The sequence below is a fragment of the Marixanthomonas sp. SCSIO 43207 genome (assembly GCF_019904255.1).
Classification (GTDB): Bacteria; Bacteroidota; Bacteroidia; order Flavobacteriales; family Flavobacteriaceae; genus Marixanthomonas.
This window is the reverse complement of sequence record NZ_CP063203.1, coordinates 617192-632350: the sequence shown is the minus strand read 5'-3', so window position 1 is coordinate 632350 and position 15159 is coordinate 617192. Positions and strand designations below refer to the sequence as shown.

Genomic DNA, 15159 nt, shown 5'->3' with positions numbered 1-15159 from the left:
AGAAATATACACAATCCAATCGCCTATTTATTGTAATTGTTGTATTTTTGTATCGTTTTACAAAATGAAACCCTTGTATTCCAATTATGGATAGATATTCTTTTCTCAATGCGGTACATCCCTCGTTTATCGCAGAACTTTATGATAAATACTTACAATACCCCGATACTGTAGAACCTAGCTGGCGTGCTTTTTTTCAAGGTTTTGATTTCGGAATAGAAAATGGCTCTCTAGAAGCATTGGGTATTGAAGAAAAAACAGAAATACCAGAAAACTTTATAAAAGAGTTTCAGGTAATTAAATTAATTGACGGGTACCGGTCACGTGGTCACTTATTTACTAGAACCAATCCTGTACGCGAACGAAGAAAATATACACCTAAGCTTGATATTGAAAACTTTGGTCTGTCACAAGATGACATGCAAACGTCATTTAAAGCAGGTGAAATTTTAGGTATAGGTGAAGCTACATTAGAAGACATTATAAAGCACCTCAATAAAATTTACTGTGATTCTATTGGGATTGAGTATATGTACATTCGTAAGCCTGAAGAAATTCAATGGATTCAAGACAAGCTGAATGTAAATGAAAACCAACCAAGTTTTTCAAACGACCAGAAAAAACACATATTAAAAAAATTAAACGAAGCAGTAGCTTTTGAAAGCTTCCTTCATACCAAATATGTAGGTCAAAAACGGTTTTCGCTAGAAGGAGGAGAAAGTCTTATTCCTGGCTTAGATGCTCTTATTGAAAATGCAGCAGAAAAAGGTGTTGAAGAGTTTGTAATGGGAATGGCACACCGTGGTAGGTTAAGTACTTTAACCAACATTTTTGGTAAAAATGCAAAAGACATTTTTAGTGAATTTGACGGAAAAGATTATGAACAAGCCGTTTTTGATGGTGATGTAAAATACCACTTAGGATGGACATCAAAACGAAAAACCGATAGCGGAAAAGAAATTAATCTTAACATTGCACCCAATCCCTCACACCTAGAAACTGTAGGAGCGGTTGTGCAAGGAATTGCTCGCGCAAAGCAAGATGATCACCACCTAGAAAACCCTGAAAAAGTTTTACCAATCGTTGTTCACGGTGATGCAGCTATTGCTGGTCAAGGTATTGTATATGAAATTGTGCAAATGGCACAACTAGAAGGGTACAAAACACAAGGTACTATTCATATTGTGGTAAATAATCAAGTAGGATTTACTACCAACTACCTAGATGGACGCTCTTCAACCTATTGTACAGATGTAGCAAAAGTTACACTCTCGCCAGTACTTCACGTAAATGCAGATGATGTTGAAGCAGTAGTACATGCCATGCTTTTTGCTTTAGAGTTTAGAATGAAATTTAAGCACGATGTGTTTATTGATCTTTTAGGATACAGAAAATATGGTCATAATGAGGGAGATGAACCTAAATTTACCCAGCCAAATCTGTATAAAGCCATATCAAAGCATAAAAATCCACGTGAGATTTATTCTGAAAAATTGATAAAAGAAGGTGTAATTGATGAAGAATACACCAAAAAGCTAGAAGAAGACTATAAAAACAAGCTTGAAGAAAGTCTTGAAGATTCTCGAAAAGAAGACAAAACCGAAATAAGTGCTATCATGCAAGAAGAGTGGCAAGGTTTTGAATATGCTGAAGAGGATAAAATGATGCAAGATGTAGATACAACCTTTGATCTTGATAAACTTACCGAGATAGCAGAAGTTATTACAAAACTACCTGAAGATAAAAAATTCTTACGCAAAGTTTCTAAGCTTATACAAGCACGAAACAAAATGTACTTTGAGGATAATAAGCTAGACTGGGCAATGGGAGAACTTCTAGCATACGGAACACTATTAGCAGAAGGTCACGATGTAAGAATAACAGGTCAAGATGTAGAAAGAGGAACATTTTCACACAGGCACGCAGTTATCAAAGCTGAAGAAAGTGAAGAAGAAGTTGTGTTGCTTAATCAATTAAATGAAGACCAAGCACATTTTTACATCTATAATTCACTACTTTCAGAATATGGAGTAGTTGGATTTGATTACGGTTATGCAATGGCTAGCCCAATAACACTTTGTATTTGGGAGGCGCAATTTGGAGATTTCAGTAATGGAGCTCAAATTATGATTGACCAATATATTTCTGCTGCAGAAGATAAATGGAAATTACAAAACGGTCTGGTAATGTTATTACCACACGGTTATGAAGGTCAAGGAGCAGAACACTCTTCAGCAAGAATGGAACGCTACCTTCAATTGTGTGCCAAAGACAATATGTTTGTTGCAGATTGTACTACACCAGCAAACTTTTATCATTTACTTAGAAGACAAATAAAAGTAAACTACCGTAAGCCATTAATAGTGTTTACACCCAAAAGTTTATTAAGACACTCAAAAGTAGTCTCTACCAAAGAAGAATTGGCCAATGGCACATTCCAGATGGTAATTGATGATCCAGAAGCAAAAGCTTCAAAAGTTAAAACTCTAGTTTTTGTAACAGGTAAGTTTTATTACGATCTTTTAGATGTAAAAGAAGAAGAAAAAAGAGATGATGTTGCGTTAGTAAGAGTAGAGCAGTTGTTCCCACTACCTACAGAGCAAATGAAAAACATCATGAAAAAATATAAAAATGCAAAAGATGTGGTCTGGGCTCAAGAAGAACCTAGAAACATGGGAGCATATTCTCATATATTAATGCATTTTGAAGAAGCACGTAACTTTAGGGTTTGTAGCAGAAAAATGTACGCAGCACCAGCTTCTGGAAGTAGTGTGCGTTCAAAGCAAAGACACCAGCGTGTTATTGAGAGCGTTTTTAATATTGAAGAAAAATAATTACAATTATATAAAATCCGTAATAGGTAAATTAAAATACTATGGCACTAGAAATGAAAGTCCCATCTCCGGGAGAATCCATTACCGAAGTAGAAATAGCACAATGGCTAGTTGAAGATGGCGATTATGTAGAAAAAGATCAAGCCATCGCAGAAATAGACAGTGATAAAGCAACTCTTGAACTACCTGCTGAAGCAAGTGGTGTTATTACCAGAAAAGCCGAAGAAGGTGACGCAGTTGCAGTAGGAGAGGTAGTTTGCTTAATTGATACCGAAGCAGAAAAACCAGGAAACTCTGAAGGAGATTCAAAAAAGGAGGAAAGTAAAAAAGACAGTGATAAAGCTGAGGCAAAAACCGAAGAACCTTCAAAACCCTCAACACAATCTCAAGAACAAGATAAAAAAACATATGCAACAGGATCGCCATCACCTTCTGCTAAGAAGATTATGGATGAAAAAGGAGTAGATGCTAAGGATGTAAAAGGTACCGGTCGTGATGGACGTATTACAAAAGACGATGCTGTAAAAGCAACACCTTCTATGGGTACGCCGGGACAAGGTAGCAGAGGAAGCGAACGCAAAAAACTGTCTATGCTTCGTCGTAAAGTTGCAGAACGGTTAGTTTCAGCAAAAAATGAAACAGCTATGTTGACTACTTTTAATGAAGTTGACATGAGCGCGATCTTTGAATTAAGAAAAAAGTACAAAGAAAACTTTAAAGAAAAGCATGGCGTAAGTCTTGGCTTCATGTCATTTTTCACTTTAGCCGTAGTACGTGCCTTAGATTTATACCCAGATGTAAACTCAATGATTGATGGTGATTACAAAGTTACCTATGATTATAAGGATATTTCAATAGCAGTATCAGGACCCAAAGGATTAATGGTTCCTGTGATACGAAATGCTGAAAACCTTAGCTTTAGAGGTGTTGAAGAAGAAGTGAAACGTTTAGCGTTAAGAGCTCGTGATGGGAAAATTACCGTAGATGAAATGACAGGTGGTACATTTACCATCTCAAACGGAGGTGTTTTCGGAAGTATGCTTTCAACACCAATTATCAACCCTCCGCAATCAGGTATTTTAGGAATGCACAACATAGTAGAACGACCAATCGCAAAAGACGGTGCTATTGCTGTTGCGCCTATAATGTATGTTGCCTTATCTTATGACCATAGAATAATTGATGGTAAAGAGTCTGTTGGCTTTTTAGTTGCTATTAAAGAAGCTCTTGAGAGTCCTGAAGAATTACTTATGGATAACGATGTGAAAAAAGCCCTTGAGCTTTAATTGTTCAACTACATTTTTTAAAAAAAATAAAAACACCCGTTGAAAGCTCAGCGGGTGTTTTTTAATTAGTTAGTTGAAATTAACATAAAAATTAAGAAACAAAATAATTAACAATATTGAGTAACACAATTGCAACAACCACAACAACTAAAAAGATAAAAATCCTCTTTTTTGTTCGTTCATTCTTCGTGTTGTCATTTTTAAAAACCATGTTAACATTCATTAGGTAAATGTCAGAAATTTAACACAATTTTAAAATACGTGGAAACACGTAATTATTCAGTTTTTTGTATTTACATCATTTTATCATAATTTTCTTTAGCCCAAATAAGCAAACTATTTGTCTTGGGTTCAAGATTTAATTTTGATATAATATTGCTTCGGTGTTTTTCAACAGTACGGTGAGATATAAAAAGAAGAGAGGCTATTTCTTTATTAGTTTTGTCATTAGCTATAAGTTTTAAAATCTTCTTTTCTGAAGGAGTCAAAGCATTTAACGAGCTGTCTGAAAAAAGAATGCCGTCAAGTAATTCTTTAATTTTAGGACTGAAATACTTATCGCCTAGAGTAACAGTATTAATGCAATTTTCAATTTCTTCAAGGGCAAATTCTTTTAAAACGTACCCAAAAATATTCAACTCTTGAGCTTTAATGTAAAGTTCTTTTTCTTTGTGAAGTGTAATAAGAACAATCTTTGTTGCAATATTATTTTCTTTACATTTTTTTGCTATTTCAATACCAGACATATGTGGCATTTGAATGTCTAGTATAGCTATACTAGGTTTTTCTTTAGCAATTAAATTATAAGCGTCTCTTCCGTCGTGAGCGCTTCCAATAATATTATATCCTTTTTCTAATAAAAAATCATTAAGACCTTTTAATAAAAGTGGATGGTCATCTGCTGTTATGATGGTTCTTTCTGTCATGAAATAGGAAATTGAAAGATAACAATTGTTCCGTTATTTTTAATAGATTTTACCTTCATTTGTCCATTTAAAAATCGTGTGCGCTCAAGTAACGTTTTTAAACCTAGTGATTTTACGTTTTGATATTTCTCGCTAAAATCAAACCCAACACCATTATCTTTAATTGATATTACAATATTACCGGTTAATTTTTTAACGGTTACTTTACTAGCTTCAGCTTTAGCATGTTTTAAAATATTATTGAGCGTTTCTTGAATAATACGATAAATATTAACTTCTTGTTCTTTGGTAAATAGGTTGTCAATATTATCTATTTCTGAAGAAATAAACAGCGTTGTGTTTTCATCAATTTGGGTAAGAGTATACTCAATTGCTTTTGTAATGCCCATTTCCTGAAGCTGAAAAGGGTGTAAGTCTCTAGAAATGGTTCTTACTTCATCAATGGCGTCATCAACCATTTTTTTGGTGTCATCATCACCATTTGAGAGTATTTTGTTTTTTATAAGTAGTAATCGTTGACCGAGACCATCGTGAAGATCTTTTGAAATACGTCTTCTTTCAATTTCTTGTGATACTAATAGTTTTTGACTGAATTTTTCTTGTAACTCTTTATTGTTTTTAAGGTAGCGTTGATTTCTATATAATAATATAAGTCCAAAAGTAAGAACCAAAGCAAGACTTGAAAAGAAAACAATTTTTTTAAAATTTTCATTGTCTTTTTCTAGCAGTTGTATGTTAGTATTTTTTTCAACAAGCTTTTTTTCCTTTTTTTCAGTTTCGTATAGAGTTTGATAATAAGCCAAAAATTGTGCGGTCCCCTTGTTGTATAAAGAATCTTTCAAGGTCACGTATGCATTTTTATTTTCTAGACTTTTTTTATAGGCGCCGGTTTCTGCATAAATGTTTGAGAGCAATAAATGCGATTGCATAATATCATCTTCGTGGCCTATTGCTTGAGAATATCTTAATTGTTCCTCGGCATGTTTTAAAGCTTGGTTGTAAAGTTTTAAAGCATTGTAATATCTAGCTTTTGCACCATTGTAGCTAACGTTAACTGTACGGTCTTCTTTGGCTTTATCAATCCATTGGTCGAGTATGTCTATATGTTCTTTTGCTTTTATTAACTCGTTATTACTTATGTAAAACTCTGCTAGCTTGGCGTGAATGTTAATTGTGTTTTTGTAATCTTCTTGATTTGTGTCTGTGACCTTAAGTAATGAATCTGCTTTTAAAAGGTATTTAATCTCTTGTTGTTTGTTCCCTATTTTATTGTAATCAATTGATTGATTGTAGTATTCTGTAATTATGTACTTTTTGTTTTCAAGTTTTTTTAAAGTTTCAATTAATTTTTTTCGCTCTGTTTCGGCTTTGTCATAAAAACCATTCATACTAAACATGGTTATTATCCCTTGTCTAGCGTGAAGCATATATTCATATTCTTTACGGTTTTCATAAACTTTGTATGCTTTTTCATAATATTCTCCAGCGGCAACAAATTTTCCGATATTTGAATACGCTTGACCGCTAAATAAATATGCATCTGCTATGTATATGGAGTCTTGTGTAGAGAAGTTTTCAATCGCAGCCTCATAATCTTTGATAGCGTCTTTTACATTTAATTTTAAATTGGCACGGCCTCTTTTAAGGTATAACCCGCCGAGTAAAAAACTGTCTTTAATTTTATATTTATGAGCTAGAACGCCATCTATTATTCGGATTGCTTTACGAGGTTCGTTATTAAAATCTGAAAGTATTGTTTGCAAGTTCATTGCTTTTCTGGCTGCCATTTCAATACTGTCCATTTTTTTGGCTTCTTCTATATACTGGCTGCTGTATTTAATAAAAGTTTCGTTATCAACTCTATAGGTTTTTGATAAAATAGAGTCTATGGCTTTTAACTTTAAAGAAATATTGGTCGTAGAATCTGCAATGTTTTTATAGTAAGAAACATCCTGAGCTACACTTATATATGAGTATAGCACGATAAAGCCAAATATCAACGAAAGCTTTTTATGCATCTTTAATAAGGTATTGGGGGAGACTTTAAATGTACTAAAAATTAATTTCAGCACATATTTTTCATTGTTTTATTTTAGATAAAGACAATTGCGTCCATAATCAATTACAGCTCTAAATTTTTTTAAAAAATCTGCACCAATAATTCCATGAACAGATTCCTCTTCAGCTTGTTCTAGTGCTTGATTTACATGCGAAAGGTCAAAAACTACAAAATCCATTTTTTTTGTATTCCATTTGCCAATATTTATTGTATTGTTACGAGAGATTTTGGTTTCCATATTAATGGCGCCTGCTCCTGCAGCTTTTATTTGGCTTTCTTCGCTTGTCATTAAAAAATGATCAATCCCGGTAAACCCTACACAGCTAGTAGAAGCTCCGGTGTCTAAGATGAAGTTACCCAAAACACCATTGAGCTTTAATGATAGTTTGTAGTGACCGGTAGCTAGTTTTTTTAATGGAACTCTATGAAAGTTTTTCTCTTCAAGAAAGGTGCGTAAATGCATTTTTTGTTTTTTGTAAAGATAGCTAACAAAAATAAGTAGCTTTGCAAATATGCTTACAGATACACACACACATTTATATAGTGAAGCTTTTGAAGAGGATCAAGCAGAAATGATTCAACGTGCTATTGATTTAGGAATATCACGTTTTTTTATTCCCGCAATTGATTCAGAACACACTGAAGCGATGTACAAACTAGAACAAGACTATCCCGATGCTGTTTTTTTAATGATGGGATTACATCCTACATCGGTTAAAGAAAATTATGAAACAGAATTAAAACACGTTGAAGAGCAATTTTCAAAACGACAATTTTATGCCGTAGGTGAGATAGGGATAGATTTGCATTGGGATACTTCTACCTTACATATACAGCAAGATGCTTTTAAAAGGCAAATTCAACTAGCAAAAAAATATAAACTTCCCATTGTTATTCACTGTCGTAAAGCCTTTGATGAAGTTTTTGATGTGTTAGAAAGCGAAAAGGATGATGATCTCTTCGGAATTTTTCATTGCTTTACCGGTACAAAAGAACAAGCTGAAAAAGCAATTTCTTATAATATGAAACTAGGCATTGGAGGTGTAGTTACTTTTAAAAATGGAAAAATAGATCAATTTTTAAATGAAATACCTATTGAGCATATTGTTTTAGAAACAGATGCACCCTATTTGTCTCCAGTACCTTATCGTGGTAAACGAAATGAAAGCAGTTATTTGCAATTAATTTGTAAAAAAGTGGCCGAAATTTATGCTATTTCAGAAGAAGAAGTAGCTCAAATCACCACCATGAATTCAAAAGAAGTATTCAGTATTTAATTTTTTACTATGGCTGAACAACCCAAAATACTCATTATATATACCGGAGGAACTATAGGTATGATCAAAGATTTTGAAACAGGAGCTTTGCGTAATTTCAATTTTGATGATTTACTGAAACACATTCCCGAGCTAAAACTGCTTGACTCCACTATAAGTACACACAGTTTTGAAGAGCCTATTGATAGTTCAAATATGAGTGCAAAGTATTGGGTAATGCTAGCAGGAATTATTGAAGAAAACTATAATGAGTTTGATGGTTTTGTGGTTTTACACGGTAGTGATACAATGTCTTACACAGCCTCAGCCTTAAGCTTTATGCTTGAAAACTTAGCAAAGCCAGTGGTGTTTACAGGATCACAATTACCAATTGGTGATTTACGTACCGATGCCAAAGAAAATTTGATTACCTCTATACAGATTGCAGGTCTTCGTGAAAAAGGCAGGGCCAAAATTGCCGAAGTTTGTTTGTACTTTGAATATAAACTTTATCGGGCAAATAGAACAACAAAGATTAATGCCGAACATTTTGAAGCCTTTGCTTCTTTAAATTATCCTCCCTTAATAGAAAGTGGTGTAAATCTTTTCATTAATAATGATGCGTTGTACAAGCCCAATAGAAGAAAGAAACTAAAAGTGCATAAACGTATGGAGTCTAATATTGTACTTTTAAAAATGTTTCCTGGCATTGACATATCAACAGTTGAGCACATCTTTGCTTACCCCGAAATGAAAGGCTTGGTTCTTGAAACCTACGGAAGTGGAAATACTACCAATGAAGAATGGTTTTTAAAAGCATTAAAAAAATTAATAGATAAAGGAATTCCAGTTATAAACGTAACACAATGCTCTGGAGGAAGTGTAATAATGGGCTTGTATGAAACCAGTACAGCGTTAAAAAAACTAGGAGTGATTTCAGGAAAAGATATCACTACAGAAGCAGCCCTGGCCAAATTAATGTATCTATTAGGTCAAAAAATATCATTAAATAGTTTTAAAACAATTTTTGAAACCTCATTAAGAGGCGAAATGGTTTAAAATTCTATTTAAAAAGTTTTAGCAACCAATTTTTTTTTTGTTATTTGGCAGCCCTTTTAGAGGATAATCTAGAGAGGTGGCCGAGCGGTCGAAGGCGCACGCCTGGAAAGTGTGTATACGCCAAAAGCGTATCGAGGGTTCGAATCCCTTCCTCTCTGCTAAGAATAAATTAACAAAATACCGTTAAAACCAATCAAAAGAGTTGGTTTTCTATAAGTTCTTATTATTTTCGTTTTTTCTTAAGTTGAAAAGCTGCTTTTTTCACAATTTAAAGTGGTCTTTTAAAGTTTCTGAAAAGAAAATTATCCTTTAATTGAGGAACAGCAAAAAGAAAATTAAATAGAAATTATACCAATAGCTCTGAAATACAGTTATTTATTGGTAATAGACAAATTTATTATTGTAGATTAACTAATTATTTTTATATCTTTAAACCTTTAACTAAAAACAAACTTTAAGTCGATAGCAATGAAAAAATTATTTTCTATTATGGCAATTGCCGCAATGGTCTTTGCGGGAACATGTAACGTAAACGCAGCAACTGCTCAAAATATGTCGAGCAATGCACAAACATTAGTAACCGCAGCAACAGTAACCTTTGTACAAGACGAAGAAGTAGCAGCGGAACAAGAAGAAGAGTCACAAGGGTGGCATCAAGAATTAAAGCAACGTTTTATAGAAGGTGGTCCTGCATTTATGGGGATTGTACTTTTATGTCTTATTCTTGGTCTAGCAATTGCTATTGAAAGAATTATTTACTTAAATCTTTCAACTACCAATACACAAAAACTAGCAGCCAATGTTGAAGATGCTCTTAACAGTGGTGGTATAGAAGCAGCTAAAGAGGTGTGTAGAAATACAAAAGGACCTGTAGCTTCAATTTACTACCAAGGGCTTGATAGAGCAGACGAAAGCATTGAAGCAGCTGAAAAAGCAGTAGTTGCTTATGGTGGTGTACAAATGGGGCAATTAGAGAAAAACGTTTCTTGGGTTTCTTTATTTATTGCACTAGCACCAATGCTTGGTTTCATGGGTACTGTAATTGGTATGATTGAAGCATTTGATAAAATTCAAGCAGCTGGTGATATGAACCCTTCACTTGTTGCAGGAGGTATTAAAGTAGCACTTTTAACAACTGTATTCGGTTTAATTGTAGCGATTATACTTCAGATTTTCTATAACTATATCATTGCTAAGATTGATAGTATTGTAAATAGTATGGAAGATGCATCTATCACATTAATCGATATGTTGGTAGATTACAAAAACAAAAAGTAATTAATAAACACACCGAATAATGGCTTTACATAAAATTTTAAAAATTGTAGCAGTAATCCTTAGCTTGGCAGGTATTGTTTTCCTTGGATTAATTATATCAAATGGAGACGAAGCTGTAAAAGCAACAGGTGAAGGTGTTGACGGATATCTGTATGTAGCATACATTACATTCGCTATAGTGCTTTTATTTGTTCTAGTCTTTGTACTGAAAGGAATATTTGCCGGAAATATAAAACGAACCCTCTTATCTATAGGTGCATTTTTAGTTATTATAGCTATTGGCTATGCACTTTCAAATGGAGTAGAAACCCAAATGCAAGATGGTAAAATGCTTTCAGAGAGTGGTTCACGTTGGGTAGGAACAGGCTTACATGTATTTTACATACTAGCCGTAATTGCAATTGTTGCAATGGTATTCAGCGGAATCAAAAAAATGACAACGAGATAATATGGCAAGAAGAGCAACACCCGAGGTTAACGCAGGGTCTATGGCAGACATCGCATTCCTGCTCCTTATATTTTTCTTGGTAACTACTACCATAGAAAAGGATAAGGGTATTGCGAGACAATTGCCACCCGATGAAGAAATTCAAGATCCACCAATAATTAAGCAAAAGAATTTATTTATCGTTAGCGTAAATAAAGACGATCAATTATTGGTTGAAGACGAATTGATGAAAGTTGAAGATTTAAGAGAAGCAGCAATAAAGTTCCTTGATAATGGAGGAGCTCCTCAAGGTAGCCCTGAGTATTGTAGCTACTGTAAAGGATCAAGAGATCCACAATCTTCAGACAACCCTGAAAAAGCAGTTATTTCAGTACAAAATGACCGTTTAACTTCCTATAGTATGTACATTACTGTTCAAAATGAACTAGTTGCTGCATACAACTTTCTTAGAAACAGAGAGTCACAACGTTTATACGGTTGGAAGTTTACTGAAGTAAAACAAGCTATAGATGAAGGTAACTTTAACGGAAATGAAGATGCAGCTCAAGAAAAGCTAGAGAAAATTCAAGATTTATTTCCTTTAAAATTATCTGAGGCAGAACCAAAGAAGAACGGACAATAAACTAAGAAACATGTCAAAATTTAGAAAGAAAAAAGGCGGAGAAATTCCAGCAGTAAATACAGCATCTTTACCTGATATTGTGTTTATGTTATTATTCTTCTTTATGGTTGTAACCGTATTAAGAGATAACAATCTGTTGGTACAAAACACTTTGCCTAAAGCAGATCAATTAGAAAAATTGAAAAAAGACCGTTCTGTTTATATTTATGCCGGTAAGCCTAGTTCGCGTTATCAAGATAAATATGGTACAGAAGGTAAAATTCAAATAGGTGATAAGTTTACCGATATATCTAATGTAAAATTTGCATTGACAGAAGCTCGTGAAAAGTTACGTCCCGAATTGCAAGATAAAGTAATGGTAGCTCTAAAAGTTGATGAAGAAACCAATACAGGGCTTGTTACCGATATTAAGCAACAGCTGAGAGATTTAAATATGTTGAAAATTATATACATTACAGCTCCGGGAAATCCTGTTGATCAATAGAATACATTGTAATAAATGTTTAAAAGGCTTGTTCTATAGAACAAGCCTTTTTTTATTGTATAGTTTAAAAAAAACCTATCTTTAACATATGCATACATTCATAAAATCATTATTCTTTTCAGCCGCATTATTGTGCTGTTTCTTAGGTTTTTCACAAGATGAAATAAGTCAAGATAGCATAGTTGATGCTAAATACAGAGAAGATCAATTTTATATAGGCGTTAATTATAATATTGTTACAGATGTTCCTAGTGGAGTTAAAACCAGAGGTCTATCTGGAGGTATTCATTTTGGGTATGTAAGAGACATGCCTATCAATAAAAGAAGAAATGTAGCCATTGCTGTAGGTGCTGGCTTAGCATTAGATCAATATGGTCAAACTCTTTTTATTGGTGAAGATGCAAATGAAAACTCAATATTTCGGGTGCTGGATAGTGAAGTAGATTTTGACCAAAATAGATTTAGCACTGCTACGCTAGAGGTTCCTATTCAATTTAGATGGAGAACTTCAACGGCTTCAAGTTATAAATTCTGGCGTATTTATGGTGGTGTACGCGTAGGTTATACGTATTGGTATAAATCAACATTTAAACAGCCAGGTAATAATGTAGGTCAAACTGATATACCTGAATTTGACAACTTAAGATTCTCAGCTACACTTAGTTTTGGATATAACACATTTAATTTTTTTGCATCTTATAGTATTAATCCATTTTTTAAAGATGCTACTACAGAAGAAGGTGCTCAAGTCGATTTTAAAAGTGTAAAACTTGGTTTAATATTTTACATTTTATAACCAAAAGTTAACCATGATTACTTGTGGAATTAACCCTATAAAAAAACCAATTATTAATTCTAAGTAGTTGTGTGAATTCATATGTAGCCTAGAAGAAGCTACCCATCCATTAAAAAAGAAGAACACACTAATCCACATTAGTACGTTAATTTTAAAATGTACACTTAACACAATCAAAAACATAGTCGCTCCGGCTATACCAATTTGATGAAGACTAACCTTTACTTTTAAAATTACAAGTAGTAAAGCTGCAATAGCTGAAAATAAAGTGCCTACGAAAAAGTAATAAAGCTCAGGGGTTTCATAAGGGTCAAATACCATTTTTATAATTACCAAAAAAAGTAAGCACTGTATCATTAACGGTACCTTTCTTTCTTTAGTTGTTTTTAAATGTATAGAATCTATTATACCAAGACTTTTTAATAAAAAGAAGAAAATTATAGGTATAATTAGCGTGATGATAGCTACTGCAAAGACCTTTGCTCTTACAAGTTCAAGATCTACATAGCGTGGCGTAAAAATATAATAAAGTAAAACACCCAATAATGGCATTAATAAAGGGTGTAACAGATACGAACCTAAACGTAAAAAGTGGTTCATTAAATTTCTTTTCTAAGCCTAGCTACAGGGATATCAAGCTGCTCTCTATATTTTGCAATAGTACGACGAGCGATAGGGTATCCTTTTTCTTTTAATACTTTTGCCAATTTATCATCTGTTAAAGGCTTCTTTTTATCTTCTTCTTGAACGGTAATCTCTAGAATTTTTTTAATCTCGCGAGTAGAAACATCTTCCCCTTGATCATTTTTCATAGATTCACTGAAAAACTCTTTAATAAGAAATGTTCCGTAAGGTGTATCAACATACTTACTGTTTGCAACTCTTGAAACTGTCGAAACATCCATGTCAATTTCATCTGCGATATCCTTTAAAATCATAGGCCTTATTTTACGCTCATCACCTGTCAAAAAATAGTCTTTTTGATAATTCATAATACTGCTCATAGTTACAAAAAGCGTTTGTTGACGCTGTTTAATGGCTTCAATAAACCACTTGGCAGCATCTAGCTTCTGTTTAATAAACATTACAGCATCTTTTTGCTTTTTTGACTTTTCTTTAGATTCCTTATATCCTTTTAGCATATTAGTATAATCTCTAGAAACGTGTAGTTCGGGAGCATTTCGACCATTTAAAGTGAGTTCTAGCTCACCATCGCGTATTTTTATGGTAAAGTCTGGAATTACATGCTCAACAGCTCTAGTGTTGCCAGAATAGCTTCCGCCGGGTTTAGGGTTTAATACTTCGATTTCATGAATAGCATCTCTAAGCTGATCTTCTGAAATGTCAAACTTTTGAAGTAATTTTTTATAATGTTTCTTTGTGAATTGATCAAAAGCTTCATCTAAAATGGAAATAGCTAAGGCAATAGAAGCTGTTTCCTCTTTTCTTTTTAATTGTATCAATAAACACTCTTGAAGGCTTCTGGCTGCAACACCAGAAGGATCTAATTCTTGAACAATATTAAGTACTTTCTCAACCTCTTCTTCTGAAGTATATACATTTTGCGTAAAAGCTAAATCATCAACAATATCTAAAATCTCACGTCGTATATAACCACTTTCATCAACGCTTCCTACCAAAAATTTGGCAATTTCCATTTCTTGTTCTTCAAGCCTGTAAGTGTTTAATTGCTGAAGTAAATGTTGGTTAAATGATTTACCTGATGCATACGGAACTTGTTTGTCTTCATCATCTGCACTGTAATTATTTGATGATAGTTTGTAACTTGGTACTTCATCATCACTTAAATAGTCATCAACATTTATTTCGGTTTCAATTACTTCTGTACCATCGTCGTCATAGTCATCTTCATAAGTGTCTGAAAACTCATCATCATATTCGTTTACTTCTTCTTTACCGCCTTCCAATGCCGGATTTTCTTCCAATTCTTGAGAAATACGTTGCTCAAAAGCTTGCGTAGGAAGTTGAATAAGCTTCATCAACTGTATTTGTTGCGGCGAGAGCTTTTGTGATAGTTTAAAATTTAACTGTTGCTTTAACATATATTCTATACTTACATATAAAGTTAAAAAAAACCAGCTACAAAAATA

14 protein-coding genes and 1 tRNA gene are annotated in these 15159 nt (G+C 33.5%); 10 read left to right on the top strand and 5 right to left on the bottom strand.

Features of this window, described 5'->3' with window-relative positions; translation table 11 throughout:
* Positions 1–86: 86 nt before the first annotated feature.
* Both INR76_RS02940 and odhB read left to right on the top strand, forming a co-directional pair.
* Positions 87–2834 (top strand): 2-oxoglutarate dehydrogenase E1 component, encoded by a 2748-nt coding sequence (locus INR76_RS02940; RefSeq protein WP_223109170.1) that lies wholly within the window; start codon positions 87–89, stop codon positions 2832–2834.
* 41 nt (positions 2835–2875) lie between these two features.
* The gene (odhB, locus tag INR76_RS02935; RefSeq protein WP_223109169.1) at positions 2876–4120 is read left to right on the top strand and encodes a 2-oxoglutarate dehydrogenase complex dihydrolipoyllysine-residue succinyltransferase; all 1245 of its coding nucleotides are present in this window, start codon (positions 2876–2878) and stop codon (positions 4118–4120) included.
* 293 nt (positions 4121–4413) lie between these two features.
* Here odhB and INR76_RS02930 read toward each other — a convergent pair whose 3' ends face one another.
* The 3 genes from INR76_RS02930 to INR76_RS02920 form a co-directional block, all read right to left on the bottom strand.
* Positions 4414–5046 (bottom strand): response regulator transcription factor, encoded by a 633-nt coding sequence (locus INR76_RS02930; RefSeq protein ID WP_223109168.1) that lies wholly within the window; start codon positions 5044–5046, stop codon positions 4414–4416.
* Positions 5043–7064: an ATP-binding protein gene (locus tag INR76_RS02925; RefSeq protein WP_223109167.1), complete on the bottom strand. Its 2022-nt coding sequence runs from the start codon at positions 7062–7064 to the stop codon at positions 5043–5045. The genes INR76_RS02930 and INR76_RS02925 overlap by 4 nt, the downstream gene beginning before the upstream one ends.
* Before the next feature lie 69 nt (positions 7065–7133).
* Complete coding sequence (locus INR76_RS02920) at positions 7134–7568, bottom strand: TIGR02281 family clan AA aspartic protease (protein WP_223109166.1); 435 nt, start codon at positions 7566–7568, stop codon at positions 7134–7136.
* Between the two features lie 49 nt (positions 7569–7617).
* On the opposite strand from INR76_RS02920, the gene INR76_RS02915 reads away from it, so the two are divergent.
* From INR76_RS02915 to INR76_RS02880, 8 genes are all read left to right on the top strand, one after another.
* On the top strand, positions 7618–8382 hold the full coding sequence (locus tag INR76_RS02915; protein ID WP_223109165.1) for a TatD family hydrolase: 765 nt from the start codon (positions 7618–7620) through the stop codon (positions 8380–8382).
* Positions 8383–8391: 9 nt separating this feature from the next.
* Positions 8392–9420, top strand: coding sequence for an asparaginase (locus INR76_RS02910; protein WP_223109164.1), 1029 nt, complete (start codon positions 8392–8394; stop codon positions 9418–9420).
* Between the two features lie 70 nt (positions 9421–9490).
* Positions 9491–9578, top strand: a tRNA-Ser gene (locus tag INR76_RS02905).
* Positions 9579–9888: 310 nt separating this feature from the next.
* Positions 9889–10698 carry a MotA/TolQ/ExbB proton channel family protein gene (locus INR76_RS02900; RefSeq protein WP_223109163.1) on the top strand — a complete coding sequence of 270 codons (810 nt, stop codon included), beginning with the start codon at positions 9889–9891 and terminating at the stop codon, positions 10696–10698.
* Between the two features lie 19 nt (positions 10699–10717).
* Positions 10718–11146, top strand: coding sequence for a hypothetical protein (locus tag INR76_RS02895; RefSeq protein WP_223109162.1), 429 nt, complete (start codon positions 10718–10720; stop codon positions 11144–11146).
* 1 nt (position 11147) lies between these two features.
* Complete coding sequence (locus INR76_RS02890; protein WP_223109161.1) at positions 11148–11768, top strand: biopolymer transporter ExbD; 621 nt, start codon at positions 11148–11150, stop codon at positions 11766–11768.
* A gap of 10 nt (positions 11769–11778) precedes the next feature.
* A complete protein-coding gene (locus tag INR76_RS02885) occupies positions 11779–12252 on the top strand; it encodes a biopolymer transporter ExbD (RefSeq protein WP_223109160.1) in 474 nt (157 codons plus the stop codon).
* Positions 12253–12340: 88 nt separating this feature from the next.
* A complete protein-coding gene (locus INR76_RS02880; protein WP_223109159.1) occupies positions 12341–13048 on the top strand; it encodes a porin family protein in 708 nt (235 codons plus the stop codon).
* Here the strand turns inward: INR76_RS02880 and INR76_RS02875 are convergent.
* Both INR76_RS02875 and rpoN read right to left on the bottom strand, forming a co-directional pair.
* Positions 13043–13648 (bottom strand): hypothetical protein, encoded by a 606-nt coding sequence (locus INR76_RS02875; protein WP_223109158.1) that lies wholly within the window; start codon positions 13646–13648, stop codon positions 13043–13045. The genes INR76_RS02880 and INR76_RS02875 overlap by 6 nt on opposite strands.
* A complete protein-coding gene (rpoN, locus tag INR76_RS02870) occupies positions 13648–15111 on the bottom strand; it encodes an RNA polymerase factor sigma-54 (RefSeq protein WP_223109157.1) in 1464 nt (487 codons plus the stop codon). Before rpoN ends, INR76_RS02875 begins: the two co-directional genes overlap by 1 nt.
* Positions 15112–15159 lie beyond the last annotated feature (48 nt).